General features: G+C 55.2%; 22 protein-coding genes. 18 read left to right on the forward strand and 4 right to left on the reverse strand.

The genetic code is table 11. From position 1 onward, the window contains the following. The first annotated feature begins 7 nt into the window (after window positions 1-7). The 8 genes from AC0LWT_RS16930 (at window position 8) to AC0LWT_RS16965 (ending at window position 12830) form a co-directional block, all read left to right on the forward strand. Window positions 8-1792, forward strand: coding sequence for a sensor histidine kinase (locus AC0LWT_RS16930; protein ID WP_474682432.1), 1785 nt, complete (start codon window positions 8-10; stop codon window positions 1790-1792). Then, window positions 1785-3305 carry a response regulator gene (locus AC0LWT_RS16935; RefSeq protein ID WP_474682433.1) on the forward strand — a complete coding sequence of 507 codons (1521 nt, stop codon included), beginning with the start codon at window positions 1785-1787 and terminating at the stop codon, window positions 3303-3305. Before AC0LWT_RS16930 ends, AC0LWT_RS16935 begins: the two co-directional genes overlap by 8 nt. Window positions 3306-3426: 121 nt before the next feature. Continuing rightward, complete coding sequence (locus AC0LWT_RS16940) at window positions 3427-4947, forward strand: ABC transporter substrate-binding protein (protein WP_474682434.1); 1521 nt, start codon at window positions 3427-3429, stop codon at window positions 4945-4947. Window positions 4948-5059: 112 nt separating this feature from the next. Further along, the gene (locus AC0LWT_RS16945) at window positions 5060-5992 is read left to right on the forward strand and encodes an ABC transporter permease (RefSeq protein ID WP_474682555.1); all 933 of its coding nucleotides are present in this window, start codon (window positions 5060-5062) and stop codon (window positions 5990-5992) included. Between the two features lie 29 nt (window positions 5993-6021). Next, window positions 6022-6939 carry a carbohydrate ABC transporter permease gene (locus AC0LWT_RS16950; RefSeq protein ID WP_474682435.1) on the forward strand — a complete coding sequence of 306 codons (918 nt, stop codon included), beginning with the start codon at window positions 6022-6024 and terminating at the stop codon, window positions 6937-6939. A 34-nt stretch (window positions 6940-6973) separates the two neighbouring features. Next, the gene (locus AC0LWT_RS16955; protein ID WP_474682436.1) at window positions 6974-10144 is read left to right on the forward strand and encodes an alpha-mannosidase; all 3171 of its coding nucleotides are present in this window, start codon (window positions 6974-6976) and stop codon (window positions 10142-10144) included. Window positions 10145-10169: 25 nt separating this feature from the next. After that, window positions 10170-11489, forward strand: a complete 1320-nt coding sequence (locus AC0LWT_RS16960; RefSeq protein ID WP_474682437.1) for a glycoside hydrolase family 125 protein — start codon at window positions 10170-10172, stop codon at window positions 11487-11489. A gap of 582 nt (window positions 11490-12071) precedes the next feature. Then, the gene (locus tag AC0LWT_RS16965) at window positions 12072-12830 is read left to right on the forward strand and encodes a cyclase family protein (RefSeq protein ID WP_474682556.1); all 759 of its coding nucleotides are present in this window, start codon (window positions 12072-12074) and stop codon (window positions 12828-12830) included. A 170-nt stretch (window positions 12831-13000) separates the two neighbouring features. On the opposite strand, the gene AC0LWT_RS16970 is transcribed toward AC0LWT_RS16965, so the two are convergent. The 3 genes from AC0LWT_RS16970 to AC0LWT_RS16980 form a co-directional block, all read right to left on the reverse strand. After that, complete coding sequence (locus tag AC0LWT_RS16970) at window positions 13001-13711, reverse strand: gamma-glutamyl-gamma-aminobutyrate hydrolase family protein (RefSeq protein WP_474682438.1); 711 nt, start codon at window positions 13709-13711, stop codon at window positions 13001-13003. A 185-nt stretch (window positions 13712-13896) separates the two neighbouring features. After that, the gene (locus tag AC0LWT_RS16975; protein WP_474682439.1) at window positions 13897-14301 is read right to left on the reverse strand and encodes a hypothetical protein; all 405 of its coding nucleotides are present in this window, start codon (window positions 14299-14301) and stop codon (window positions 13897-13899) included. A gap of 22 nt (window positions 14302-14323) precedes the next feature. Further along, window positions 14324-14863, reverse strand: a complete 540-nt coding sequence (locus AC0LWT_RS16980) for an NAD(P)H-dependent oxidoreductase (protein ID WP_474682440.1) — start codon at window positions 14861-14863, stop codon at window positions 14324-14326. Window positions 14864-15851: 988 nt separating this feature from the next. Here AC0LWT_RS16980 and AC0LWT_RS16985 point away from each other — a divergent pair. From AC0LWT_RS16985 to AC0LWT_RS17030, 10 genes are all read left to right on the forward strand, one after another. Beyond that, window positions 15852-16892, forward strand: a complete 1041-nt coding sequence (locus tag AC0LWT_RS16985) for an HD-GYP domain-containing protein (RefSeq protein ID WP_474682441.1) — start codon at window positions 15852-15854, stop codon at window positions 16890-16892. Window positions 16893-16912: 20 nt separating this feature from the next. Next, window positions 16913-18238, forward strand: coding sequence for an ATP-binding response regulator (locus tag AC0LWT_RS16990; RefSeq protein ID WP_474682442.1), 1326 nt, complete (start codon window positions 16913-16915; stop codon window positions 18236-18238). Between the two features lie 23 nt (window positions 18239-18261). Beyond that, the gene (locus tag AC0LWT_RS16995) at window positions 18262-18648 is read left to right on the forward strand and encodes a response regulator (RefSeq protein WP_474682443.1); all 387 of its coding nucleotides are present in this window, start codon (window positions 18262-18264) and stop codon (window positions 18646-18648) included. 108 nt (window positions 18649-18756) lie between these two features. Further along, window positions 18757-19389, forward strand: a complete 633-nt coding sequence (locus AC0LWT_RS17000) for a hypothetical protein (RefSeq protein WP_474682444.1) — start codon at window positions 18757-18759, stop codon at window positions 19387-19389. A 124-nt stretch (window positions 19390-19513) separates the two neighbouring features. Further along, window positions 19514-19957: a MarR family winged helix-turn-helix transcriptional regulator gene (locus tag AC0LWT_RS17005; RefSeq protein ID WP_474682445.1), complete on the forward strand. Its 444-nt coding sequence runs from the start codon at window positions 19514-19516 to the stop codon at window positions 19955-19957. A 90-nt stretch (window positions 19958-20047) separates the two neighbouring features. Beyond that, on the forward strand, window positions 20048-21004 hold the full coding sequence (locus AC0LWT_RS17010) for a ring-cleaving dioxygenase (RefSeq protein ID WP_474682446.1): 957 nt from the start codon (window positions 20048-20050) through the stop codon (window positions 21002-21004). Beyond that, window positions 21001-21612 carry an alpha/beta hydrolase gene (locus AC0LWT_RS17015; RefSeq protein WP_474682447.1) on the forward strand — a complete coding sequence of 204 codons (612 nt, stop codon included), beginning with the start codon at window positions 21001-21003 and terminating at the stop codon, window positions 21610-21612. The genes AC0LWT_RS17010 and AC0LWT_RS17015 overlap by 4 nt, the downstream gene beginning before the upstream one ends. A gap of 120 nt (window positions 21613-21732) precedes the next feature. Continuing rightward, a complete protein-coding gene (locus tag AC0LWT_RS17020; RefSeq protein WP_474682448.1) occupies window positions 21733-23499 on the forward strand; it encodes a methyl-accepting chemotaxis protein in 1767 nt (588 codons plus the stop codon). Between the two features lie 116 nt (window positions 23500-23615). Then, entirely contained in the window at window positions 23616-23768 is a 153-nt protein-coding gene (locus tag AC0LWT_RS17025; protein WP_474682449.1) for a hypothetical protein, read from the forward strand. Window positions 23769-23775: 7 nt separating this feature from the next. Next, entirely contained in the window at window positions 23776-24105 is a 330-nt protein-coding gene (locus tag AC0LWT_RS17030; RefSeq protein WP_474682450.1) for a DUF6385 domain-containing protein, read from the forward strand. A 46-nt stretch (window positions 24106-24151) separates the two neighbouring features. On the opposite strand, the gene AC0LWT_RS17035 is transcribed toward AC0LWT_RS17030, so the two are convergent. Continuing rightward, window positions 24152-26017 (reverse strand): glycosyltransferase, encoded by a 1866-nt coding sequence (locus AC0LWT_RS17035; RefSeq protein ID WP_474682451.1) that lies wholly within the window; start codon window positions 26015-26017, stop codon window positions 24152-24154. Window position 26018: the final 1 nt, after the last annotated feature.

Raw genomic sequence — 26018 nt, forward strand, 5'->3', positions numbered from 1 at the left:
ATTGACGATGAAATGGACCCTTTACCATAGATATTTAAAAAACAACGCGTTTACGAAATTCATCCTTTTGTTCTCCGTCATCGCTATTGCAACGATCATTATGTGCTCTTATCTCGTATTTAAGCTCATTTCGCAATCGGCCGTCGAGCGGCAGCTGGAAGTGCAGAAACGGGCCGTTGAAAGCGTAAACAATTATATGGAGCAAAAGTACGAGTCCGTACAGGCGATCGTGCGAAATATATACAGAGATGACGGGCTGGCGGCAAACACCGCGTATTTGTTGGAGCATCCTTATCAGGACTATATCGGATACAGAATGGACCGGTTTTTCAACGAAAGCAAATCGGCCTCCGAGGCGGTCAAATATTTTCGAAATCAGATGGAAGACGACCCCGATATTATGAGCCTTGTGCTGTACAGCGCCAACGAGCAGGTCATGTACGTTTATCACAAGAACGGGCAATTCCGGATTATACCTGCAAGCGCGGCCCATTCGTATGTGCCCGACGCCATGTATTTGGGAGAAGGCGGTCAAGTATCGCTCCCTAACATCTGGGTGCGCAAAAGCATCGGCTTGCCCCAAAGTCCCATGTTCACCGTACGCACGCCGATCAACAACAAGTTCTCGCTGCGGAATGCCGGCCAACTGCTCGTTTTTTACGATTCCGGCGCAGTTTGGAACAGCATTGCTAATTACAAAGACGACTACAAGGGCGCCATCATGGTGCTTTCGGCGAACAGCGACGTCATGTTCGACACTTCCGGCGAGCGGTACGGACAAACGTATGCCCCAAGCGAGCGGGACGGCATGATGATTACCCCGCGGACCCACAGCCAGGGCGGCTTCACCGTCGTCAGTATCGTGCCCGGCACGGAACTGGCTGCGACATATCGGGGGGCGCGCAACGCGATTATCATGATCGGCTTGGCATGCATCTTGTTTGCAGTGCTGTTTCCATCCCTGTTTTTAAGCAGCTTTGCCAAACGGACGCATAACATTATTCGCTTTACAAGAAAGGTGAAGAACGGAGATTTTACAGCCAGAATCGCGGTTTCGAAGGAAGACGAGCTCGGACAAATTTCCCGGAGCTTCAACGATATGCTTGAGGAGTTGAATTCATACATCGATCGGGTGTACAAGGCTGAAATCAAGCAAAAACATACGGAAATTGCCGCGCTGGAAGCCAGAGTCAATCCTCATTTTCTTTACAACACACTGGAGGTCATCCGCATGCGGGCCATCTCCCAGGGAGCCGCGGATGTAGGCGAGATGATCTACAGCCTGTCCGCCCTGTTCAAAAGCTACGCCCGGCCCAAGCCCGTGTATACGTTAAAGGACGAACTGGAGGCATGCCGTCTGTACCTGGAGTTGTTTCGAATCCGCTACAGGGACAAATTTTCGTATAAGCTGCATTGCGGCAAGGAGCTGGAGAAGCGCAAGATGCTCAAGATGTCGCTGCAGCCGATTGTGGAGAACTACATTTTGCATGGCATGAACCCGGAGCGGACCGACAACCGCATTCAGATTTCGGTGACGAAGGAAGAGGGCCATATTCGCATCCTGATTGAAGACAACGGGCGGGGAATTTCGCCGGAGCGGATGGAGAGACTGGCGCAGGAGCTGGAAAATCCCGAAGGGATGACATCGTTCGGGCTGCGCAGCATTCACGAGCGGCTGAGGCTGCTGTACGGCAGCCCGCACGGCATTGAAGTACATAGCGAGTTGGGGGAAGGAACTGTCGTAACCGTATTGTTCCCGGATCCGGGTGAGGAGGCGCCAGACTATGTATAACGTATTTATTGTGGACGACGAGCCTTTCATTATTGAGGGGTTGTACGATATCATCGATTGGGACGAGGTTGGGCTGGCCATTGTCGGACAGGCGCAGAACGGACAAGAAGCGCTCAAGAAGCTGGAGAGCGTGCCCGTCGATCTTTTGATAACGGATATCTCGATGCCGATCATGAACGGTTTGGATCTGATCCGGTCCGCGCGCGGGCTGCTGCCTGAGCTTAAGGCGGTTGTTTTGAGCGGGTATGACGAATTTGCTTATGTGAAAGAAGGGCTGTCTCTCGGGATTGAGAACTATTTGCTGAAGCCGATTAATTTGCAGGAATTCCGGGATACGCTCGGTGCGGTCGTGGAAAAGCTGAATATTTCGCGGACGGAACATAAGCCGAGCCCGTACAGCGAGGAGATCATGAGGGACCATGTCGTACACCGCTGGCTAGGCAATCAGATCGGCCCGGAGGAGCTGGCTGAACGCGCAGAGCTGCTGAATCTGCCCATCGGCAAGGCGTTCGTGCAGGCGGCGGTTTTACGCCCGGAGCAGCCCGGCGGCGCTTGCCCGGAAACCGTCCGGGGATGGATGCGGGACCGCCATCGGCCGGTCATCTTTCAGGATTTGGACGGCGATATCGTGCTGCTGCAGGGTGGAGACAATGCCTCGGAATTAGCTGCCGCGACGGAAGAAACGCTGGGCCTGCTGATGCAGGCGCTGCCCCCGGCAAGCGGGCTGCGTCTGTCGGCAGGCAGCGTGGAGGAGGGCGCAGCCGGGGCATCGCACAGCTACAGGCAAGCGAAGCGGACGCAGGAATATTTCATGATGCACCCGGAACGCAGCATGCTTCGTTTCGCGGAACTGAAGCTCTATCAGAGCGATATGGAGTCTGATCTTTCTTTTGACTGGAACGAATTCGCCAAGCTTGTTATGACCAAAGACAAGGAAGGAATGCTGGCGGGCATCGAAGCGTTCGTGCGGAGGATGGGAGCGCGGCCCGGAATATCCCCCGACTCGCTGCGGGATGCGGCGGTGGAATGGATGATTTTGCTGAACTTGCAGGTGAAGGAAATCCGCCATACGGCCGAGCCGGAATTTTACAGGAAGTGCGCTGCGAAAATAAGAAAATCGGGATCGATCGGAGAACTGGCCGAAGCGATGAAAGAAGCGGCGGCAGCGGCAATTGACCTGCTGGAGCGCGACATCAAAAGCCCGGTAGTTCAGCAGGTGATGAATGTTGTTCATAAATCGTACAGCGAGGGCTTGTCGCTCAAAAAACTGGGAGCGTTGTACAACATACACCCGGTATATCTCGGCCGGTTATTCAACAAGGAGGTCAACGAGTCCTTCACGGAATACTTGAACCGCTACCGGATTGAGAAAGCGAAGGAGCAGCTGCGTTCGACGCATCTGAAAGTCCATGAGATCGCCCGGAATGCCGGGTATTGGGAGATCGGATATTTTTATAAACAATTCAAAAAATACGTAGGCGTATCCCCTACGGAATATAAGGAGCTCCTTTAGCGTCTTCCGCTGGGGCTTTTTTGTTTATTTTATACAACGACTTATTTAGTTTGACTTCTATTTGAAAAGGTTTTCATTTATTACAGTGGTAGTAGGCAATCAAAAGGGAGGGTACACAAATATGGCACAAAGAAGAAAACGCTTGTCGCTGCTGCTGACATCGCTGTTAACGCTTTCATTCACGCTTAGCGCTTGCAGTGGAAGTACTGGCGGCAGCGCAGCGAACAGTTCACCCGCGGGAAGCGCTTCGGCAGGCAAAAGCACGGCGGCGGCCGGCTCCGGCAAGCCGGTCAAGTTGATCTGGTACACCATCGGCGCGCCGCAGAAAGACCTGGATAAAGTGCTCGTGGAAGTCAACAAGTATACGCAGGAGAAAATAAATGCCACGATCGAGATGAAGATGATCGACTTCGGCGACTACTCGCAAAAAATGCAGGTGATGGTCGCCTCGGGTACGCCGATGGACATTTTGTTCACCTGCTCCTGGGCGTTCGATTACGTGCAAAATGCCCGCAAAGGAGCATTCATGAAGCTGGATGACCTTCTTGAGAAATACGGCCAGGGCATCAAGAAAGCGATTGACCCGGCCTTCCTTGAAGGCTCCAAGGTCGACGGGCACAACTACGCCGTACCGGCGAACAAGGAGCTTCCGGCACAGGAAGTGTGGCGGTTCAACAAGCAGCTGTTAGACAAGTACAGCCTCGACATTTCCAAGGTCGATTCGATGGCCAGTCTGGAGCCGCTGCTGAAAACGATCAAAGAGAAGGAGCCGAATATTACGCCTTACGCCATGGTCAAAGATTTTATGCCGCTTATGCCTTTCGATTACGTGATCGAAAAGATGCCGATGGCGGTCTATATGGATACCAAAGACTATAAAGTCGTTAACATTTTGGAAACGCCGGAGCTGAAATCGGCGCTGCAAACCGTGCGCAAGTTTTACCAGGCGGGCTATATGTCCCCGGAAGTCGCTACCGTCACCTCGGTAGACGATCTGTACAAATCCGGCAAATGGTTCACGGACCGCGCCGCTACGCAGCCGATGGCCGACAACCTGTGGTCGGCGAGCTACGGCTATCCGGTCGTATCGACGCCGGCGGGCAAGCCTTACATTTTCAACTGGTCGGTTATGGGCTCCATGCAGGCGATCTCCGCCAATTCGGAGCATCCGGAGAAGGCGATGGAATTTCTCAACCTGCTCAACACGGACCCGGTGCTGCGCAATATGATCGACTCGGGCATCGAAGGCGTGCACTATGCCAAAATCGGCGACAATCAGATCAAAAACTTGCCGGATGCCAAAAACTACGATATGCCGACTTTTTCGCTGGGCAACGTCATGATTACTTATCTGAATGAAGGCGATCCGAAGAACAAATGGGATGAATTCAAAAAGTTCAACGCCTCCGGAGTCAACGCTCCGCTGCTCGGCTTCAACTTCGACGCCTCTAAGGTGACGAATGAAATCGCCGCTGTGCAGAACGTCAAAGAGGAGTTCTGGTCCTCGCTGATGACCGGGTCCGTCGATCCGGACGAATATTTGCCGAAGGCGAACAAGAAGTTCAAGGATGCGGGACTCGATAAAATTATGGCGGAAGCGCAGTCGCAGGTTGACGCGTGGAAAGCGGCAAACAAGAAATAACGCGGTATAGCGGGCAATGAACCGGGCGGGCGAAGCGAGTGAAAAGCCTCCTGCCCGGTTCTTTTTCATAGAAGAGCGGAATTCCGCTCCCCAGGAGGGACAAAGTGTGGGAATGCTCGGCCTTTTTATCAGAAATGTGTACAAAAATAAAGTGTTGCTGCTCATGGTTTTGCCCGGCGCGCTGTGGTTCCTTATATTTTCCTACCTGCCGATGGTCGGTACGGTTATCGCTTTCAAGGAATACCGGTTCAGCAGGGACGGCTTCTGGGCCAGCATCGTCAACAGCAAATGGGTCGGTTTGGACAATTTCAAGTTTCTGTTCAGCACGAACGATTCTTATGTCATTACCCGCAATACGCTGCTCTACAACCTGGCGTTCATTGTAGCCGGTCTGCTATTGTCGGTGCTGATGGCGGTCGTGCTCTCCGAAATTGTCAACAAGCGACTGGCCAAGTTGTATCAAACGGGGATGTTTCTTCCTTATTTTTTGTCCTGGGTGGTCGTCGGCTATTTTGCGTTCAGCTTTCTCAGTTCGGAGCGGGGGCTGCTGAACCAGATTTTTAAGCTCTTCGGCATGGCGCCGGTCACTTGGTATTCGGAATCCGGCTATTGGCCGCTCATCCTGATTCTGGTTTATTTGTGGAAAGCCGTAGGCTACAACAGCGTCGTGTATTTGGCGGCCATCATGGGGATCGACAAGTCGCTTTACGAAGCGGCGATGATCGACGGAGCGGGCAAATTTCAGCAAATCCGCAGCATTACCCTGCCGCTGCTCGGTCCGATTATGACCATTATGACGCTGCTGGCGATCGGCAAAATTTTTTATGCGGACTTCGGGCTGTTCTACCAGGTGCCCAGAAACTCGGGGACGCTGTACAGTGTTACGAACGTTATCGATACGTATGTCTACCGCGGTCTTAAATCGACGGGCGAAATCGGCATGAGCACGGCGGCGGGGCTGTATCAGTCGGCAGTCGGCTTCATACTGGTCATAACGTCCAACTATATCGTGCGCAAATTTAACAAAGACAGCGCCTTGTTCTGATCCGGCTGCAACCGAAGGGAGTGAACGGGATGACCCCTGCTATGCTCAAAAAGCGCAATTTTCACCAGTTGTCTGCGCCCTGGAATTTCGTGTTTAACCTGATTGCCGTCTTGTTCGCGGTTATTTGCGTGTTTCCGTTTGTGTTTGTCGTGCTGCTTTCATTTACGGACGAAGGCGCGCTGGCGCGTGACGGTTACAAGCCGTTTCCGGCCAAGTGGAGTCTGGCGGCGTACAAATATGTGTTCCAATCGGGCGATATGCTGCTCCGGTCGTACGGAGTCACCATTTTCATTACGATTGTGGGCACCTTTGTCAGCCTACTGCTGATTTCGCTATACGCTTACGCGATTTCGCGCAAAAGCTTCAGATACCGCCGGTTCTTTTCGTTTTTCGCATTTTTTACGATGCTCTTTAACGGGGGGCTTGTCCCGACATACATTGTCGTCACGCAGTTTCTTGGACTCAAGGACAACGTGTGGTCCCTGATTCTGCCGCTGGCGGTGAACGCTTTTTACATTATGATTTTGCGGACTTTTTATATGACCAGCGTCCCGGATGCCATTATCGAATCCGGCAAAATCGACGGGGCGGGGGAGTTTCGCATTTTTCTCGGCCTGGTGCTGCCGCTGTCCGTTCCGGGTTTGGCGACAATCGCTTTGTTCAGCACGCTCGGTTATTGGAACGATTGGTTCAATGCGCTGCTTTATATCGATAACCCGAACCTGGTGCCGCTGCAATCGATGCTGATGCGGATCGAGACGAGCATGCAGTTCATTTTGCAAAATTCGCAGAACAGCTCGCTCAGCCTGGAGGCGCTGCGGTCCATGCCGCAGGACACTTCGCGGATGGCGATGGTCGTTCTGGCGACCGGACCGATCATTTTTGCCTATCCGTTCTTCCAGCGCTATTTTATTCAGGGTCTGACGGTAGGCGCCGTTAAAGAATAAGATTTTATTCACCGATGGGTACGGGGGGAAGAGCATGGAACGAATGAACCGGTTTATACGCGAGCTGTCCGAGTGTCAATGGAAAGACAGCCGCGAGCTGAACGAATGGAAAGTTACGGCTGCGGAATACCAATTGCCGGGACAATACAGCGGCATGCGGGAATTCGCGGGGAGCGAAAAGTTCGGATCGTTCCCGAGCGTACAGGGTACAACGTATTTTTTTCGCGCCGTGGCGGCGATTCCGGCCGAATGGCCGAACGGCGGAATCGGGCTCATTTTCGAGTCTGGCGGGGAGGGGCTGCTGCGCGTAGGCGGGGAATCGTGGCAGGGACTGGACCGCAACCACACGTTCGCAGCGCTTGATCCGGAGCGTACCGGGCGCAATCCCGAGCTCGAAATCGAGCTGTACGATCCGATTCCGGAGCCGGTTGATCCTTTGAATCGGCAGGCGGTTATCCAACCGCCGATCCGGTCGATCGTCAGCCGGCTTGTGCTCGCGAATCGGCCGGTGCAAAGCCTGATGTACACGGCGACGGTCATTCGCGATTCCGCCGCTCTGCTGCCGGCGCAGGATTTACGGCGCGTTTGGCTGATTGAAGCGCTGTATCGCGCGATGGACGGGTTCGTCGGGCTTGCAGCGGAAGAGATCAGACAAGGGGACGCGGTGTCCCGGCTTGAAGACCGTCTGAGAGAAAGCGCGGCGTCCGTCGGCGGCAATACCGAAGGATTTATCCATATGATCGGCCAATCCCACATCGACATCGCCTGGTTGTGGCCCGCGCGGGAGACAGTCCGCAAAACAAGCCGGACATTCGCCACAGTAAACGCTCTGATGCACGAATATCCGCAGTACCGCTACGCGCAAAGCCAGCCGCAGCTGTTTGCCTATTTGAAGGAAAACGATCCGGCTCTCTACGGGAAAGTGAAGGAGCGGATCAGGGAGGGGCGCTGGGAGCTGGTCGGCGGCATGTGGGTCGAGCCGGACTTGAACATCCCGAGCGGGGAGTCGCTGATGCGGCAAATGCTGTACGGCCAAAGCTTTTACCGGGAGGAGTTCGGCACCGTCTCCCGGATTGAATGGCTGCCGGATACTTTCGGCTATTGCGCTTCCCTGCCGCAAATTTTGAAGCACGGCGGCATTCGCTATTTCATGACGACCAAGCTGGGCTGGAATGACACGAATGCGTTCCCTTACGACCTGTTCCACTGGGTAGGCATCGACGGAACCCCGATCTTGTCCTATTTAAATCATGGCGTCAACGAAAATACGCTGCCCAAAGATGTGGACGACCATTGGCGGTCGTACCGTCAGAAAGCGAGCCATAATGAGCAGATGCTGCTGTACGGCCACGGTGATGGCGGCGGCGGGGTCACCCGCGAGATGCTGGAGTATATCGACCGGTCCCATCTGATGGTGGGACAGCCGTCTGCGGCTTACAGCACCGCGGCAGCTTTCTTCGCCGGGATTGAGCATTCGCGGCCGCAGCTTCCGCAGTGGCGGGGAGATCTTTATCTGGAGCTTCACCGCGGAACTTACACGACGCATGGGCGCAACAAGCTGAACAACCGCAAAGCTGAAATCCTGTACCGCGAAGCCGAGCTGTGGCAGGCGCTTTCAGCGCTGCTGGTAAGCCCGGAACAGCTGCAGGACAGCCGGCGCAAGCTGAGGGAAGGCTGGAAGCTGATTTTGCTGAACCAGTTCCACGATATTATTCCCGGCTCGGCGATTACGGAGGCTTATGCGACGTCGCAGAAGGAATACGACGAAATATTCCGGCTTGGAACGGAGGTTTTGGACCAGAGCCTGCAAGCACTGGCCGTCGAGGCGGCGGCGGAAGCGGAGGGCGGGGGCGCTGAGGCTGTCATCGTCTTCAACAGCTTGGGCTGGGCCCGGGATGCCATTGTCGAAGTCGCGGAAGAGCACTGGCCCCGGCGAGGAACCGGGGCCGACGCGGCTCCGGCTCCGGGGCCGGGGGCGTTCGACGAGCGGGGGCGCCCGCTTGACGCGGACATCGTACCGGCGGAGCACGGGCAGGGCTGCACAGTCCGGGTGATGGTGCCGCAGGTGCCGGCCTTCGGTTACAAAACCTTTTGGCTCGGCGGCAAGGACCCCGCTCCGGCGGCGGCGAACAGCCCGTGCCGCAAGGGCGGAACGGCGGATGAAGGCTGGGAGACGGAGTACTATCGAATCCGCTTTAATGCGCGGGGCGAAATCGTCAGCCTGTATGACAAGGAGGCGGGACGCGAAATCGTCAAGCCCGGCCACAGCGCCAACCGGTTTTATTTTTACCACGACCGTCCGACCTTGTGGGATGCCTGGGACATCGACAGCCGGTATGAAGAACAGCCTGCCGGGGAGGCGGAGCTGCTTGGAAAAGAATTGCTTGTTGCAGGCTCTGTCATGGATGTGCTGCGCTTTCGCTGGCGAATCGGACAATCGGAAATTACGCAGGAGCTGAGGCTGTACCGCCACGACCGGCGGATCGATTTTCAGACGCACGTCGTTTGGAACGAGGCCCATAAGCTGCTGAAGGTCGGCTTTCCGGTCGACGTCGTTGCGGAGAAGGCGACCTACGAAATCCCGTTCGGCGCGCTGGAGAGGACGACCCATCGCAATACGAGCTGGGATCGGGCGCAGTATGAGGTGTGCGGCCACCGCTTCGCGGACGTATCGGAGCGGGGGTATGGCGTCAGCCTGCTGAATGACAGCAAATACGGCTATGACATTCGGGACGGCGTCATCCGCCTGTCGCTGCTGCGCGCGCCGAAATGGCCGGATATGACGGCCGATCTCGGAGAGCACCGCTTCACCTATTCACTCTATCCGCACCAGGGCGACTGGCGCGAAGCGCTGACGCTGCGCAAGGCGGCGGAATTGAACCACGCGCCTGCCGCCATACCGTGCCTCCTGCCGAAGGCGGGAAGCCTGCCTTCGGCAGGGTCGCTCATCTCGTTTAACGGCACTCATGTCGTGCTGGATACGGTGAAACCGGCGGAAGACGGACAAGGGACGGTTCTTCGTCTGTACGAATCTTCAGGGGGCCGGGAGACGGTGGAGCTGGGATGGAAGCCCGGCTGGTCCGAAGCGTATTTGTCGAATGCGCTGGAGGAAGATTTGGAGCCGCTGCAGCCGCTGTCCGGCGCGGGTGGACGGGTAAAGCTTTCTTTTGCCCCTTTTGAGATCAAAACCGTCAAATTCAAATAACAAAAACAAGAAAGGCGTGATTGAATTGGAGCGTTTCAGACTTCCCCGCATCCTGCTGCCGAAGCTGCCGCTGCCGCAGTCCATTGTGGAGGCAATGGCCGAGGTGGAGGAAAAGCTGGCCCACCGGCCGAAGCTGGCGGAGCTGTTCAGAAATTGTTTTCCAAATACGCTGGAAACGGCAACGAAACTGATGGATGACGGCACGACCTTCGTCATTACCGGCGACATTCCGGCCTGCTGGCTGCGCGATTCCGTCGAGCAGGTCATTCACTATGTTCCCTACGCGAAGGAGGACCCCGATCTCCAGCGTATTATCGGCGGGTTGATCAAGCGCCACGTCAAGTACATCGGGATCGATCCGTATGCCAACGCTTTTAATGAGTCAGCTAACGACTGGCACTGGGATGCGAGCGATCGTCCCGAAATGTCGCCCTGGGTGTGGGAGCGGAAGTTTGAGATCGATTCATTGTGCTTCGTCGTCCGTCTGGCGTACGCTTACTGGAAGGAGACGGGCTTGACCGATATTTTCGACGCCGGTTTCAAAACCGCGCTGCGAACGATCGTCGATCTGTTCAAGCGGGAACAGCGGCACGCCGAGTTGTCTCCGTACCGCTTCACGCGGGGCGACGGCATTTTGGAGTCTTCGCTTCAAAATGGCGGCCTCGGCATGCCGGTCAACTACACCGGCATGATCTGGTCCGGCTTCCGTCCCAGCGACGACGCCTGCGATTTCCACTACAACATTCCGGGGAACATGTTTGCTGTCGTAGCCTTGCGCCACATGCAGGAGTTTGCCGAATGGATATTCCGCGATGCGGATTTTCTGGCCGAACTGCGGGAGCTTGAGCGCGTTGTCGACCGCGGCATCAAGTTGTACGGCATTTACCGCCATCCCGCATTCGGTCCAATCTACGCCTATGAGACGGACGGTTTCGGCAATTACTGCCTGATGGACGATGCGGGCACACCGGGGCTGCTCTCCATCCCGTATCTGGGCTATGTCTCCGCGGATGACCCCGTGTACCGGAATACAAGGAGGTTCGCGCTGAGCAAGGAAAATCCGTATTACTTCGAAGGCAAGGCGGCAAAGGGCATCGGCAGTCCGCACACGCCGCAAAACTACATTTGGCATATGGCGTTGTCCATGCAGGGCATAACGGCCGAGACGAAGGAAGAAAAGCTGGAAGCGATCGCCATGCTGGAAGCTACCGACGGAGGAACCGGATTCATGCACGAAGGTTTCCATGCCGATGATCCGAACGTGTTCACCCGCAGCTGGTTCGCCTGGTCCAACAGCTTGTTCGCCCAACTGATCTGCCGCTCGCTGCAAGAGGGCATCCTGTGAGTATTGATGGTATTACCGAATCATGCTAATTTAAGTGTGTGAGAGGTGATCAATCATGAAAAAACACAATTGTCCTTCTTGTAATACCTACAGTAGAGAATGTATACTCGTCATCCGGAATGCGCTGAACCCTTCGGAAGAGATTCTAAAATGCAGTATCTGTTCCTGGAGCGGAAAGTGGTCGGACATGAAAGTGCGGGAGATCCCGGACGGCGAACCGATCCCGGGCGTCGAACCGGTTACTGACTATGGTGTGCTTCATTCAGATACAGCTAGAATTACATATACGGGAGGTTGTTGCCCTCATTGTGGGGGAAGCGATCCTTTATGCTGGTGCATGACGATCGATTTTCCATGAGCCGCATGCCCGATTCCGTGGTTCCCTCCGGTCGTGCAAGCGGGCGCCTATTCACCGGACGATGACAATGGGAATGGAAGTGAATGCGGGTTGCGGAATCGAGCGATTGTAACTCCTGAAACATTGGGTTAAGCATGACGAAACCCATAACAAATACCACTGGTACAACATGGTATAATGGGCATGAATCGCAACACTTTAAACAAGAAACGAGGGTTAACGTGATGAAGTTCATCGATTTGAGCGTGCCGATAAGTCCCCGCATCCGCGAGCCGATAGCGGCGAAGATCGAGTATTCGAGCCATAGTGACGGCGCGCTGCAAGCGGCAGCGGTGCTCGGCCTAAGGCCGGACGATTTTCCGGAAAGCAAGGCTTGGGCGACGGAAACTGTGACGCTAAACACGCATTCCGGCACGCATATCGACGCACCTTGGCACTACTGGCCGACTTCGGAAGGCAAACCGGCCAAAACGATTGACGAGCTGCCGCTAGAGTGGTTTTATTCCGACGGCGTGCTGCTCGATTTCAGCTCAAAGCCGCCCGGCTATGAGATAACGTCGGACGATCTCGCCGCGGAGTTGAACCGCATCGGCTACAAACTGAAGCCGTTTGATATCGTGCTCATCCGAAGCGATGCGGATAAGCGGCTGTATCACGAACATTATGCGTTTCTTCACGCCGGCGTATCGGCCGAAGCCACGTTATGGCTGCTGGACCAAGGCATCAAGGTAGTCGGCACCGACGGCTGGGGCTGGGATATCCCGCTCAACCTTCAGGCGGAATCATATAAACAGAAGCCGAGGGACGGCGTTCTTTGGGCAGCGCACTATATCGGCAAGGATAGGGAGTATTGCCAAATTGAGAAGTTGGCCAATTTGGAGCTCATTCCGAAGCCGTTCGGCTTCAAGGTCTGCTGCTTTCCGGTCAAAGTAGAAAAAGCGAGCGCCGGCTGGGTTCGTCCCGTGGCAATCGTAGAGGAATAAGACAAAATATACGCTAAGACACATTTTGGAAATCAAAAGCTAGTATTTCCCATTAAGGGGAAAACTGGCTTTTTTCGTCCATTTGATTTTAGGGCTGACATCCAAGGCCGCTCCGTCCTTTTTGGACGAAAACCCTGGATGTCAGCCCTGCTTTAGGCTCACTGGTTATCTCACTGGCAGTGTTTTACGAACTCCTGAAAAATACTCAATGAAGCGGCATCCCGCTCATAAAGAAATTCCGGGTGCCATTGTACGCCAAACACAAACTTTTTGCCGGGCATAACGACCGATTCCACAAGGCCATCCTCGGATACCGCGCACGTTCTTAATTGGGGGGATACGTCTTTGATAGCCTGATGGTGCAGGCTGTTCACTTCCTGCGATTTTCTCTTCACAATGGTAAACAATGGCGTGTCCTCGATGATTTCGACCGAATGACAGGGCTCATTATAGGGGTGCCCTTGCTTATGTGTTGTTTGCTTCGATGACGGATGCTGCGTTTGAATGTCCTGATACAGCGTCCCTCCCAGCGATACGTTCATGAACTGCAAGCCTCTGCAAATTCCGAGAACCGGTTTATCCAGCTTCAACACTTCATGAAACAAGGCGGTTTCGAGCGCATCCCTTGCTGCCTGCGTTTCTCCGCAGTACGTTTGGACTTCTTCGCCATAAAGGCTGGGGTGAACGTCCTGTCCGCCGGTGAAAAGAAAGCCGTCGAATTTCGCAGCCAGGGAGACGATTTCATCCTGCTGAATATGTAAAGGCAGCATGACCGGAATGCCGCCGGCGCGCACGATGCCATCCAAATACCCAGGAAGCATCCAGAGGCTGTCCTTTTGGTTATCGAACAACGGGGTCACTGCAATGAAAGGCTTGCTCATTCTCGCCACCTCAATCCTCAATATGAACTGTCGCCAACGCAACATAGTTATTTCTAATATTAAAACATCCGCGGATGGAAATTCAATCGCCGGCGGCGGGATGGAACGACAAATAACCTCTGACCGGGCAGAGGGTATTTGGGCTATAGTGCCTTTATAACGGGCTGTGCTTGCGGTCAAGGCCGCTAGTCCTTCTCTTCTTGTCGCTGCGAAAAAGAGCGCAAGCCTTCGCGGTAGGCTTCGTCGGTATTTGGCGCCGCGGATTCTGCCGCGGCCGCTTGATCGGCAAGTTCGCCGGGTGTATCGTCAGGCGGCGCGTGCCCGGATAGCTTGAGCAAGGCTTGCCGGTAATCGCTGTCCGAGTGCTCGCCTGCGGATGCGGCTAGCGGCTTCGCAGGGGGGATTTTTTCATGCGGCGGCTCTATCCGTTCCTGTTTTTCAGCCGGGATATACTTTTCAGCGGTTTCCCGGGCTTTTGGAACGTCAGGTTGAACGTCAGGCTTGTTTTTCGCGCTTTTCGTTGCATTCATATTTAAGATGATCAACACAATCAAGGCGGCGATCATGAGGATGAAAAAAACAATGTACATCGCTGTCCCCCCTGTCGTTCGATCATTGTGTGAATTTTCGGGCGATCGTCGCTACGCGGTTGCCGAGCGCTCTTCCCAGGGCCAAATCATTGTCAGAAGGCAAATTGGGCGGGTCTGCAAGGGACGTTTCCACCGGGCATGTGACTCCCACGCCATAATAAGAGCCGTACAGCGCGTTTTCTTTTATATTTCCAGGCAAGCCCACGATGATCATTCCTTGATGCAGCATGGTCGTAATCAAATTAATCATCGTAGATTCGATCCCCCCGTGCACGGTGGCTGTAGTGCAGAAGACCGCTCCGATTTTGCCGATTAATTTGCCCTGCGCCCACAAATAACCCAGCTTGTCGATCCACGTTTTCAATCCTGCGCTGATCGTTCCGAAATGGCCCGGGCATCCCCAAATAATGGCATCCATATGCTCCAAATCCTCAACGTTCGCGTCATTCACATGATAGATGAACACTTCGGCAGCTTCCACCTGGCGGGCTCCTTCGGAAATGGAGCGGGCCAAAGCTTCGGTATGGCCGTTTTCGCTGTCGTAGACAATATATATTTTCATCCGCGGATCTCCTTTAAAGTTCTTTGTTTTATTTGTTCCCAAATGGAGGAGAAATAACACGCTTCGGGCCAACCGAGCTTCGGCTGAACCTGTCGGAAAACCCGCCCGCGTCCGACGGAGCCGGGCATTAGTGGCAGCGCGCAGAAACCTGCGAAAGTTCCCGAAAGTGCTTGGAAGTGCCCGAAAGTGCAGGGTTTTTCCGTGAAAATGGCTCGTTTGGCGAAAAGCCTGCGACTGTGCATAAACGGGCCGAAGCGCGAATGTGAGCGGAAAAACCCCCGCGTCGCGAGGCGATAACAACCGCAATCGCCGCCCGGCTGCACGAAAAAAACCTGCAAAAATACATGAATTTGCGCCCGTAATCGCTGGCCGCGAACAATTCCTGCAAAAGTGCAGGCTTTTCACCGAACACATGGGCTCAGAGTCACTTTCAGCAAAAATTCCTGCACTTTTGCAGGTTTTTCGCAAAAACAAGCCTATTCCATAGGAAAAACCTGCACTTTCGCAGGTTTTCTCCCAGCCAAGCTGCCTTCTGCCCAATTGCACGGGGTTCCACGACCGACACCGGGAGAGTGCCCCAATTCTCGGCCCTACTGGTCCCCCTATCCCTAACAAAAGTGTCGCGACTTTCTCGTACGATTTGACATTGGCAGGAATATTTCGCCGCCGGCGTACCAACGAGCAAAGAGCTGCATTTTCGCTCACTTTATACGAAAATAGACGCAGTCATTCTATGGGGTGACGTCTGCGTCGTCATGGGGGTTTTCGCAGGTTTTGCGAGCTGCCAAGCCGCAGTAACAAACGGCACCGCCGGCTTTGGCGGCAAGCGTTCGCCGGCTTTTAACAGGATTCCCGACTATTCGATTTTTTGATAGTTTCTTTGCCATAAATGTATGTCAAAAACCCTGCTTATCACCTATAATCAGTGTGTGAGAGTATGAATTCCAATTATCAGTCAACTGCGCACGAATGGGGACGGAGTACATATATGGACGAAATATGGATGAAAAGCGCCAATTTTCTGATTATCGACGATCAGGAGTTTAATATCAGTCTCTTGGAGCGGATACTGGGCCGTGCAGGCTTCACCAATTTGCACTGTACGACAGATCCCAAGCAAATGGAGATTTTATATAACAATATCAAACCGGATATTATTTTATTGGATTTGCATATGCCGGAAATGGACGGGTTCGAGGTGCTCAGGCGTCTAAAGGAAATCACCCATGAGGTCAATTATTTGCCCAAAGTGGTGCTTACCGCCGATGTGACCCAGGAGGCCCGGCAGGAAGCGCTGCATCTGGGTGCGAACGATTTTCTTACAAAGCCGCTCGACAAGGCGGAAGTCGTTCTACGCATTAACAACTTGCTGAAAACGCGGTACTACCACTTGCAAATGCATGCCCAGAACCAACTGCTCGAGCAGCGGGTTCAGGAGCGGACCCTGGAGCTGGACCAAGCTAAGGTGGAAATCCTCCAACTTCTGGGACGAACTTCCGAATTTCGCGACGATCAGACCGGACAGCATACGCAGCGAGTCGGCAAAATGGCCAAGGACATTGCCGCGGTTCTCGGTTTGCCCGAATACGAGGTCTGGCTCATTGAGCGGGCTACTCCTCTGCACGATTTGGGGAAAATCGGGATTCCCGATGAAGTATTGTTGAAGCCGGGCAAATTCACTCCCGAAGAGTTCGAGCAGATGAAAACCCATACAACGATCGGAGCGAGCATTCTGGAAGGAAGCCAATTTCCCGTCCTGCAGCTGGCCCGGACGATCGCCTTGTCGCATCATGAAAAGTGGGACGGCACTGGGTATCCGTACGGGCTGAGCGGAGAAAATATTCCGCTGGCCGGGCGCATTGTGGCGATTGCCGATTTTTACGATGCGCTCACCCATGAACGCCCTTATAAGCGGGCCTGGACGGAGGAGGAAGCTTTGGCGGAGATTCGGAAGCAGCGGGGGTTTCATTTTGACCCGCAAGTCGTGGACGCATTTTTGAGCGTTATTAGTAGATCCGGTTTATCTTGACGAAAGCGGAAGTGAAATAGATGGAGGAAATTGAAGTTCTTCGCAGGCAGTTGGAACGGGAAAAGACGGCGCGCAAAGAAGCGGAACGGATTGCCGAGCAAAAAACGCGAGAAATCTACAAAGTGAACCAAGAACTGCGGTCATTGAACGATCAGTTGGAGGAATTGGTCAAAGAGCGGACGGCGGAACTGTCCAAAGCCCGCGATGAAGCGATTGAGGCGAACTTGATCAAAAGCCAGTTTCTGGCCAATATGAGCCACGAGCTGCGCACTCCGCTCAATGCTATTATCGGGTACAGCGAAATGCTGAAAGAAGACGCCGAAGATTTGGGCGAGCAGGCTTTTGCGGATGATTTGAACAAAATCCATCAATCAGGCAAACATCTATTGGCGCTCATTAACGATATTTTGGATCTTTCCAAGATTGAGGCGGGCAAAACGGATCTCTATGTGGAGGTATGCGATATTCCGACGCTGATCCGCGAAGTGGTGACTACGATCAATCCGCTGGTGGAGGCTAGGGGCAACCGGCTGGAAGTCGATTTTCCCCAGGGAGAGATGAGGACTGACGTTACGAAACTGAGGCAGATTTTGTTTAATCTGCTGAGCAACGCCGCCAAATTTACGAAAAATGGCACAATCCGGCTGGCTGTCCGCCATGAAATCGGGAACGGCCGTCCGGGATATGCGTTCAGCATCGAGGATACGGGGATCGGCATGACTCCGGACCAGATGAAAGGCTTGTTCCAAGCCTTTAAGCAGGCCGATTCGTCGACGACCCGGAAATACGGAGGCACCGGGCTGGGGCTGGCGATCAGCCAGAAGCTGAGCCAAATGATGGGCGGCCGCATTGCCGTCGAAAGCGAGTTCGGCCAAGGCACCGCCTTCACCGCCTGGCTGCCCGCATTGGAGCGGCAAGAGGACGGCATGGGCGAGCCGTTGTCCGACTTGAGCCCTCTGCCGCGGGAGGACGGCAAAACCGTATTGGTCATTGATGACGACCCGGCTATGCTCCAACTGATGGGGCGCGTGCTCGGCAAAGAGGGCTACAGGGCGGCCCTCGCCCATAACGGGCGGGAAGGATTGCGCCTGGCCAAGGAGCTGCGTCCTGCGCTCATCTCTCTGGATGTGGTGATGCCGGGAATGGATGGCTGGTCCGTATTGACCATGCTCAAAAACGATCCCGAATTGTCCGGCATCCCTGTCATCGTGATGTCCATGACCGATGACAAGAATCTCGGCTACGCGCTCGGCGCATCGGAATTTTTGATTAAGCCGGTCAATAGGGACAAGTTCATTTCCGTACTGGACAAGCATATCCCGGAGCGCCGGGCGGCAAGCGGCTAAACCAAGCGAAAAGGAAGCGGACGATGCATAAAATTTTGTTAGTCGAAGATAATGAGTTGAACCGGGACATGTTGTCCCGCCGGTTATCGCGCAAAGGCTATGACGTTGTTATAGCGGTGGACGGGCAGCAGGGCATTGACGCGGCGAGGACGGAGTCTCCGGATCTTATTCTTATGGATTTGAGCCTGCCCGTAGTGGACGGCTGGAATGCGATCCGGCTGTTGAAGGAGTCCCCGGAAACGAAAGGCATCCCGATCATTGCGCTAACCGCTCATGCGATGGCCAGCGATCGGGAACGGGCTTTCGAGGCGGGCTGCGACGACTTCGATACGAAGCCTGTGGAATGGAGCCGGCTGCTGGAGAAGATGCAGGTGTTTTTAAAGAACGATGGCCGGGGCGGGGGTCAGTAGGCGGGTTGTCCGGCGTTCTCTCAGTGAACTTTCAGTTTGCACTCATAAAATACTCAGGCAGCGATGATAGTATAGGGAAAAAGCAAATTGAAGAGAGAGGGAACCCAAATGACACGCAGCAAAACTGCAGCTATTCCGGCTGTTATTGTGATCATTGCAAGCTTGATTTTGATCGCCTATTCGTTTTATGCCATGTCCCACAGTTCTCACCCGGCCCCGCCTGACGGAGGAGGAGGAGGAATGCCCCCGAGAGGCGGACGGAAAGAAGAACTGGAACCTTTTAAACTGATGGGCACTATCGCCGTTATTTGCGGGGCTGTCAGTTTTTCGTGGCTGCGTTTTAAAAAGAAGCTGACTTCTTCCTCTATTCCCGTCAAAAAGCTGGGGAAACTCCTGTACAACGTACATAAGTTTGTGGGATGGACCGCCCTGGTGCTTGTCGTCGTGCATGGCGTCTATTATTTAATTACCAAGCTGCAGGATGACAAAATTTATACCGGCCTGGCTTCGTTCCTCATACTTCTGGCGCTGGCAGGGTACGGATGGATGATCAGAAAAGCCCGCAACCCGCTGATGCGCAAGGTGCATTTGCTCCTGAGCATCGTCTGGATTCCGGCACTGCTCCTGCATGCAGGAGGCACGATGATAACGACGGTTGCTGTCACGATCGCCGCGTGGATTTTGGTCTGGCTGCTGGAGAGGTTTACCCGAGCCGGAGCGGCAAATCCGAAGGGAATATAAGCGAAAACCCCGGCTGCTTGCAAAAGCAGCTTTTTGGGTGTTGACAATTAGCTGAAAATAAAGTATCTTAAATTTAAGATATTTTATATGAAGATAAATGAATGGCAAGGAAGTGACGATCCGAATGCTGAATGCGAAAGAGGATTCGCTAAATCTATATATTGCGCTCGCCAGAGCGAGCCAATGGGTCAACGCACACGCGGACCGGGATATTCGGAAGAACGGCCTCACCCGCACCGAATTCGGGGTGCTTGAGATGCTGTACCACAAGGGGGCGCAGCCTCTGCAGCAAATCGGGAGCAAAGTGCTCATGAGCAGCGGCAACATTACTTATGTCGTCGATAAGCTCGAGAAGAAGCAGTTCGTGAAACGCAAGGCTTCGACCGATGACCGGCGGCTGATTTATGCCGAAATTACCGATGAAGGCTGCGCTTTTATCGAAGAAGTATTTCCGAAGCATGCCGATGTCATTGACAAGGCTGTTGACGGACTTACTCAGGAAGAGAAGAAGGTCGCCGGACAACTGCTCAAGAAGCTGGGGAAGTACGCGGAGACAACGTATAAGTAGCTGGTTTTCATCTTTTGAATGCGGCTGCTTCCTTTTTCACCCCCCATATCTTAATATTAAGATTCTTAAACATTTAGGAGGATATTTCAAATGAACTCAATTCAGCAAACTACAGGTATCCATCACATTACCGCTTTTGTCAAAGACGCGCAGGGAACCGTCGATTTTTATTCCGGGGTGTTGGGACTCCGGCTGGTCAAAAAAACGATCAACTTCGATGCGCCGGAAGTTTATCATCTGTATTTCGGCAACGAGTCCGGCAGTCCGGGCACGGCGATTACGTTTTTCCCGTGGGCGACGTCCCGCAAGGGGCGCATCGGAGCCGGCCAGGTCGGGATCACCTCGTACGCGGTGCCGGCGGGTTCGCTCGCTTTTTGGGAGGAGCGCCTGGCGAAATTCAACATCAGCGTTGACAAAACGGTGAGATTCGGCGAGACTTCCCTGCAGTTCAGCGACAGCGAGGGCTTGCAGCTTGAAATTGTTGAGCGCGAGGAAGGGCCGCAGAGTGGGTGGGCGTTCGGAGGCATCCCCGTGGACAAAGCGATCAAAGGTTTCGGAGGAGCAGTCCTTTACAGTACGGAACCGGAAAAAACGGCGAATCTGCTCGTCCATGTTATGGGTCTTGTAAAAGTGGGGCAAGAAGGCGCCTACGCCCGTTTTAAAGCCGCCGGGGATTTGGGCAACGTCATCGACGTGAACGTCACCGCAATGGCGCTTGGCGCGGGCGGGTCCGGCACGGTCCATCACATCGCATGGCGGGCGAAAGACGATGCGGATCAACTGCTGTGGAGAAGCCATGTGGAACAAAGCGGATTTCATCCGACACCGGTCATCGACCGGCAGTATTTCAACGCGATCTATTTCCGCGAGGAAGGCGGGGTGCTTTTCGAAATCGCCACTGACCCGCCGGGATTCACGCGCGACGAGCAGCCTGAGGCGCTGGGCGAAAAGCTGATGCTGCCCGAATGGTTCGAAGCGAACCGCGCTCAAATCGAGAAAAACTTGCCGCCCATTCAGGTGCGGGTGCTGAAGGAGGACCAATCATGAGGCATATTTTTCAAAAAGGGGCGGATCCGGCCGCCCCGGTGCTAGTGCTGCTGCATGGAACCGGGGGCACGGAGCGCGATTTGCTGCCGCTTGCCGCACAGATTGCGCCGGCTTCTCCGGTGCTGAGTGTTCGGGGCAATGTTCTGGAAAATGGCATGCCGCGTTTCTTTAAGCGGCTTGCCGAGGGGGTTTTTGACGAGGAGGATCTGCTGCTCCGGACGAAGGAACTGCACGATTTTCTCGACCAGGCTGCCGAGGAGTACGGGTTTTCCCGCGACAACCTCGTAGCGGTCGGTTATTCCAACGGCGCGAATATTGCCGGGAGCCTTTTGTTCCACTGCGAGCGTTCGTTCAGGGGCGCGATATTGCATCATCCGATGGTGCCGCGGCGCGGCGTCCGGCTGCCGGATTTGACGGGAATCCCCTGCTTCATCGGAGCGGGGCTGAACGACCCGATCTGCTCCCCTCAGGAAACCGAGGAGCTGAAAAACATATTGGAGAAAGCCGGAGCAGCCGTAGACGTGAAGTGGGAGCAGCAGGGGCACCGGCTGACACATGCCGAGGTCGAAGCGGCGGCAGCCTGGTACCGGCTTCATTTCGCCGGATGAATAGTATTGCAAGACCGGATGGGCCTGGAGCCCGTCCGGTTTTTTTGGCTTGAATAACGCAGGGAAAGCGCGGTGAAATGTCGAAATACATCGAAAATTAAAAAAGGATGAGGTCGGGTTATGTTTCGCTCTGTGAGATGGATTCGGGAACGATTGATTTGGCGTATTGTTTTGGCGGTGATAACCGTCATCTGTGCAGTTTCGGCCGGTTACATGATTATGGAGGTAAGCAATGCGGAAAAAGCCGCGACGGAAGCTATCTCCAGCTACGGGATACGGATGTCGGACAGCTACGCCCGGCAGATCGATACGGACAGGCTTGGACAATTTTTGAAGAACCCGCAGGAAAACGAGCTGTATTGGTCGATCCGTCAGGAATTAGACCGGTACCGCACGCAAATCGGAGCGTTGTATGTATATTTGGCGCGCATCGACGAAAAGGGTCAGCCGCTGATCCTGATCGACGGCCAACCGAAGGATTCCGACAGCGCTTCACCGATCAATGAGGTGACGGATATACCGGAGAATGCGGTGAAAGCGCTGCAGCAAGGGACAACCGCCAGCTCGCCGCTGATCGATAACCCGAAATACGGCAAATACATTTCGACCTATGCGCCGGTCAAACGCGCCGACGGAACTGTCATTGCGGTGCTGGGCATCGATACGGATGCGAAAGTCACGGAAAGCATCGCCGGCAGCGTTATCAAAAGCAATCTGTTTCTCTATGCGCTTATGCTAATGTTGACTCTGCTTGGACTTGGCTGGATCGTTTTTTTCGTATCGCGCGCATTGCGCCCCTTGCGCCAAATCGTTGCGGGGGCGGAGCGCATGGCCGTAGGTGAGCTGGCCGAAGCAAACAGGTTGCTGTCGGAGCATTCCGTCCGGTCTGTCGATGAGATTGGAGCCGTGTATCAGGCTGTTTTCAAAATGTCGAACAATATGAATGAAATACTGGGCGGTATTGTTTCCAAAGTTGCGCATACCTCTGACCGGTTCGCGGAGTCGACCGAGCGGTTTGCCCGGGAAGCTCGTCACATGCTTGGTTTGAACACCCATGTCAATGAGCTGGTGCAGGCCGTTGCGGAAGGCGCCGGCGCGCAGCAAGCAAGCACGGATGAACAAGCGCGATCCATGGAAGAAATGACGGCCGCCATTCAGCGAATATCGGAGGCGTCGCTCACGGCATCCGATGCTTCGGCACAGGCTTTGCAGGACGCGGAAGCCGGCAAGTCGATCGTTCAAGGCATCCATCGGCAAATGCGAACCATCGCTTCCGCAACGGAAGAAGCGATCGACCGTGTGTCCGTATTGAAAGGGCATTCCCAGGAAATCGGCATCGCGCTTTCGTCCATCGCGGACATTGCGGAACAGACCAAGCTGCTGGCGCTGAACGCCTCGATTGAAGCGGCCAGAGCGGGAGAGCACGGGGCCGGGTTTGCGGTCGTCGCCGGCGAAGTGCGCAAGCTGGCGGATAATGCCGCCGGATCGGCTCAGGCGATCGGCAGCTTGCTGCAAAACATATATCTGGAATCGCAGCGGATTGGGATATCGATGGATCAGGGGATGAAAGAAATCCAGTCAGGGACGGCACAGTCCGGCGAAGCCGATGCTTTTTTTGCCGGCATTCTGGAAGGATTCCGCCATATCGCCGGGCAAATCTACGATATCTCGGCATCGACAGAGCAAATATCGGCAGGAGGCGAGGAAGTGACGGCCGGCATGACAGGCATCGCGGATATTGCAAGGTCTTCCTCGGACCGTTCGGAGCAAATCAGCGAACTTGCGAACGAGCAGTTGAAGACGGCGCGGGACATTGCCGATTTTGCCGCCGAGCTAAGCGGGTTGACGCGCGAAATGCGGGAGTCGATTCGGCAAATCAAAGTGTAGCCTATTCTTTGGCCCGCCCCGGTAAAAAGCCGTTGCGGCATATGCCCGCCCCGAATATGTTGGGAATTATCCGGTAAGAACGGAGGGCCCGGGATGTCTGTGCCAAACAAGTCCGCTTGCTGCAAAAAGCCGCCCTGCTGCTGCTGCCGATGCAAAATAAAAACGGCAAAACGCCGTCACTGCTGCAAGAAACGGATTCCTTGCTGTTCCAAATGCGGCAAACTGAAGTTGTCCGGGCGGCGCAAACGATGCTGTACCCGGAACGTTAAGATTCAAGTGCAGTCGAAGAAGTTTATCGATCAGAAACGTCTTCATGTCAAGACGGGGAATGAGTGGAAGCCCTCGCTATCGGTCAATTCTTCCCTGCTGGGCATTTATTCGTACGCGGTTGTGAACCGCGGGCATCATCCGAGCGAAGTAAAGGTCGAGATCAGTCCGAACGGATCGGACTTTATGCTGGATTCGCAGATGACCGTTGCGCCCGGCTCCACGCTGGCCGTCGTGCCGATCCGGTATCTGAAATATACGCGCTTCAGCGTCAAATCGAAGGAACCGGACCAGCCGACGACGCTGGATATATATTTTCAGGCGCAGACGGCCGGTTAGTTAACCGGTCCTCTGGCGCCGGGCTGTCCTGCCGCAGATGCTGGAATCACAGGTCGGCCCCAAAAAGGAATGGCGCCCATTCGTCCGAGCCGGCGTACAAGCCGTATAAGCCGATGCGGGGTTCGAGGCGCTGCGGCAGGTCCCGCTTCAACTGTTCGAAGAGACGTTTGCATGCTTCCTTGTTGCCGAGCGAATAGGCCAACTGAGCGGCAAACAAGCGCTGGCCGTGCCGGTCTTCGCCGATGCGGGAGGCCCATTTGTGCCAGACGGCGGCGCGCACCGGCGCCGGGGAGCGGTACACGGCCGGACGCCAGGCTCGTGGAACGTCGTCGGCCCGGGCATGCTGCCAGACGAGCAGAAAGCCGGACCAGGCCCCCATCGTCAGCATCGCATAGGCGGCCTGCTCCGCCAGCGGTTCGAGGGCCTCCGGCACAGGCTCCCCGCGAAGCAGCAGATCGGCGAACGCGGCAAACCCGGGCTCGGTGTCGGGGAAGCCGTACAGCAGGTTCAGCTGAACCTGCGATTCCGCTCCGATATTGTGCAGCGCCCATAAATAGAGAATGACATGCCTTTCCGGCTTGTCGCGGATAAGCTGCTGGAGGATGCCGTCCGCGGCCTCCGTCTCGCCCGTCTGTGCCATCATGACGGCACGAAGAAACGAGAGCTCCCTGGAGCCGGCGGCTTCCTCCGCCCGCTCCGCCGATTCAAGCAAGGGCAGCAGATCGCCCCCAAGCCCCCACTTCACCGCATAGCGCCCCAGAGCGGCAAGGACGTCGGCAGTCTTGACGCCGTGCAGCGCCGCTTCAAGTTTGGACAACACCTCCGCGATCGGGTGGACGAGCAGGGCAAGATCCAGCCACCGGGGCAGCGCCTGCTCCCGGTACAAGCCGCTGTGCAGGCAGCGTTCCAAGCAGGCTGCCGCTTCCCGCCAATTGCCCAGTTGGGCGTGAACGAGCCCCTGCCAGTAATGCAGCCGGCCGCGCTGCCGGTCATCGGAAAAGGAAGCCGCTGCGGCGAAACGGGCCAAGCGGTGGCGGGCCTCTTCGGGGCGTCCGCTTTCCAGCAGCAGGACGCCGTGCAGCTCCTGCAGATCCGCCTGCAGCGGATCGCGGACGATTCCCATCTCCGCTGCCCGGAGCGCCGCTTCAGTCTGGCCCGACCGCCAATACGCGTAGGCCAGCTTATATGCAAGGTCCGCGGCGTATCCGGCGGACGGGGGAACGAGCGGCAGAAGCGGGGCCAGCTCTCTGGCCGCTTCGGGGTACTGCTCTTGCAAGAACGATTCCACACCGGTCGCATACCGGTAGTAATAAGGATCGTTCTCTTCGCGAACGGCCCGCTCCAACAGCTTGCGGTTGCGGGCCGCTTTGTCTTTGGCTTGCGCAACCCGGCGCAAGTAGCCGTAGTGCGAGACGACCAGCTCCGAGCGGACGATGGCCAGCTGCGGATAGCGGGAGGACAGCGCCATGCCGATATCTTCATGTACGCGGCCTCTGTAGGCGAGGCCGGAAAGGTTGCGGAACAGCCGGCATACGGAGTCCGTCTCGTAATCGTCAGGGAGGTCGGAACGGTGATGCCGTATCGTCACCAGATAGCCGCCGACGGCTTCATCGGCGATGCAGCGCCTGAACAGTTCGAGATCGGCTGGATGCAGGCGCTCGTCGGCATCGAGCACCAGAATCCAGCCGCCGGATGCCCGCTTCATCGCATAGTTGCGCGCTTCGGCGAAGTGGTCGTTCCACTTCATCCGGTACAGCTTGGCGCCGTGCTGCTCCGCGATGGCGGGGGTCCGGTCCTGCGACCCGGTATCGACGACGATCATTTCATCGGCATACGGTTGTGCCGCAGCCAGACACGCTCCGATGTGCTCCTCTTCGTTGCGGACAATCATGCACAATGACACGGTTGGCATC

Source organism: Paenibacillus sp. sgz302164 (assembly GCF_056120505.1).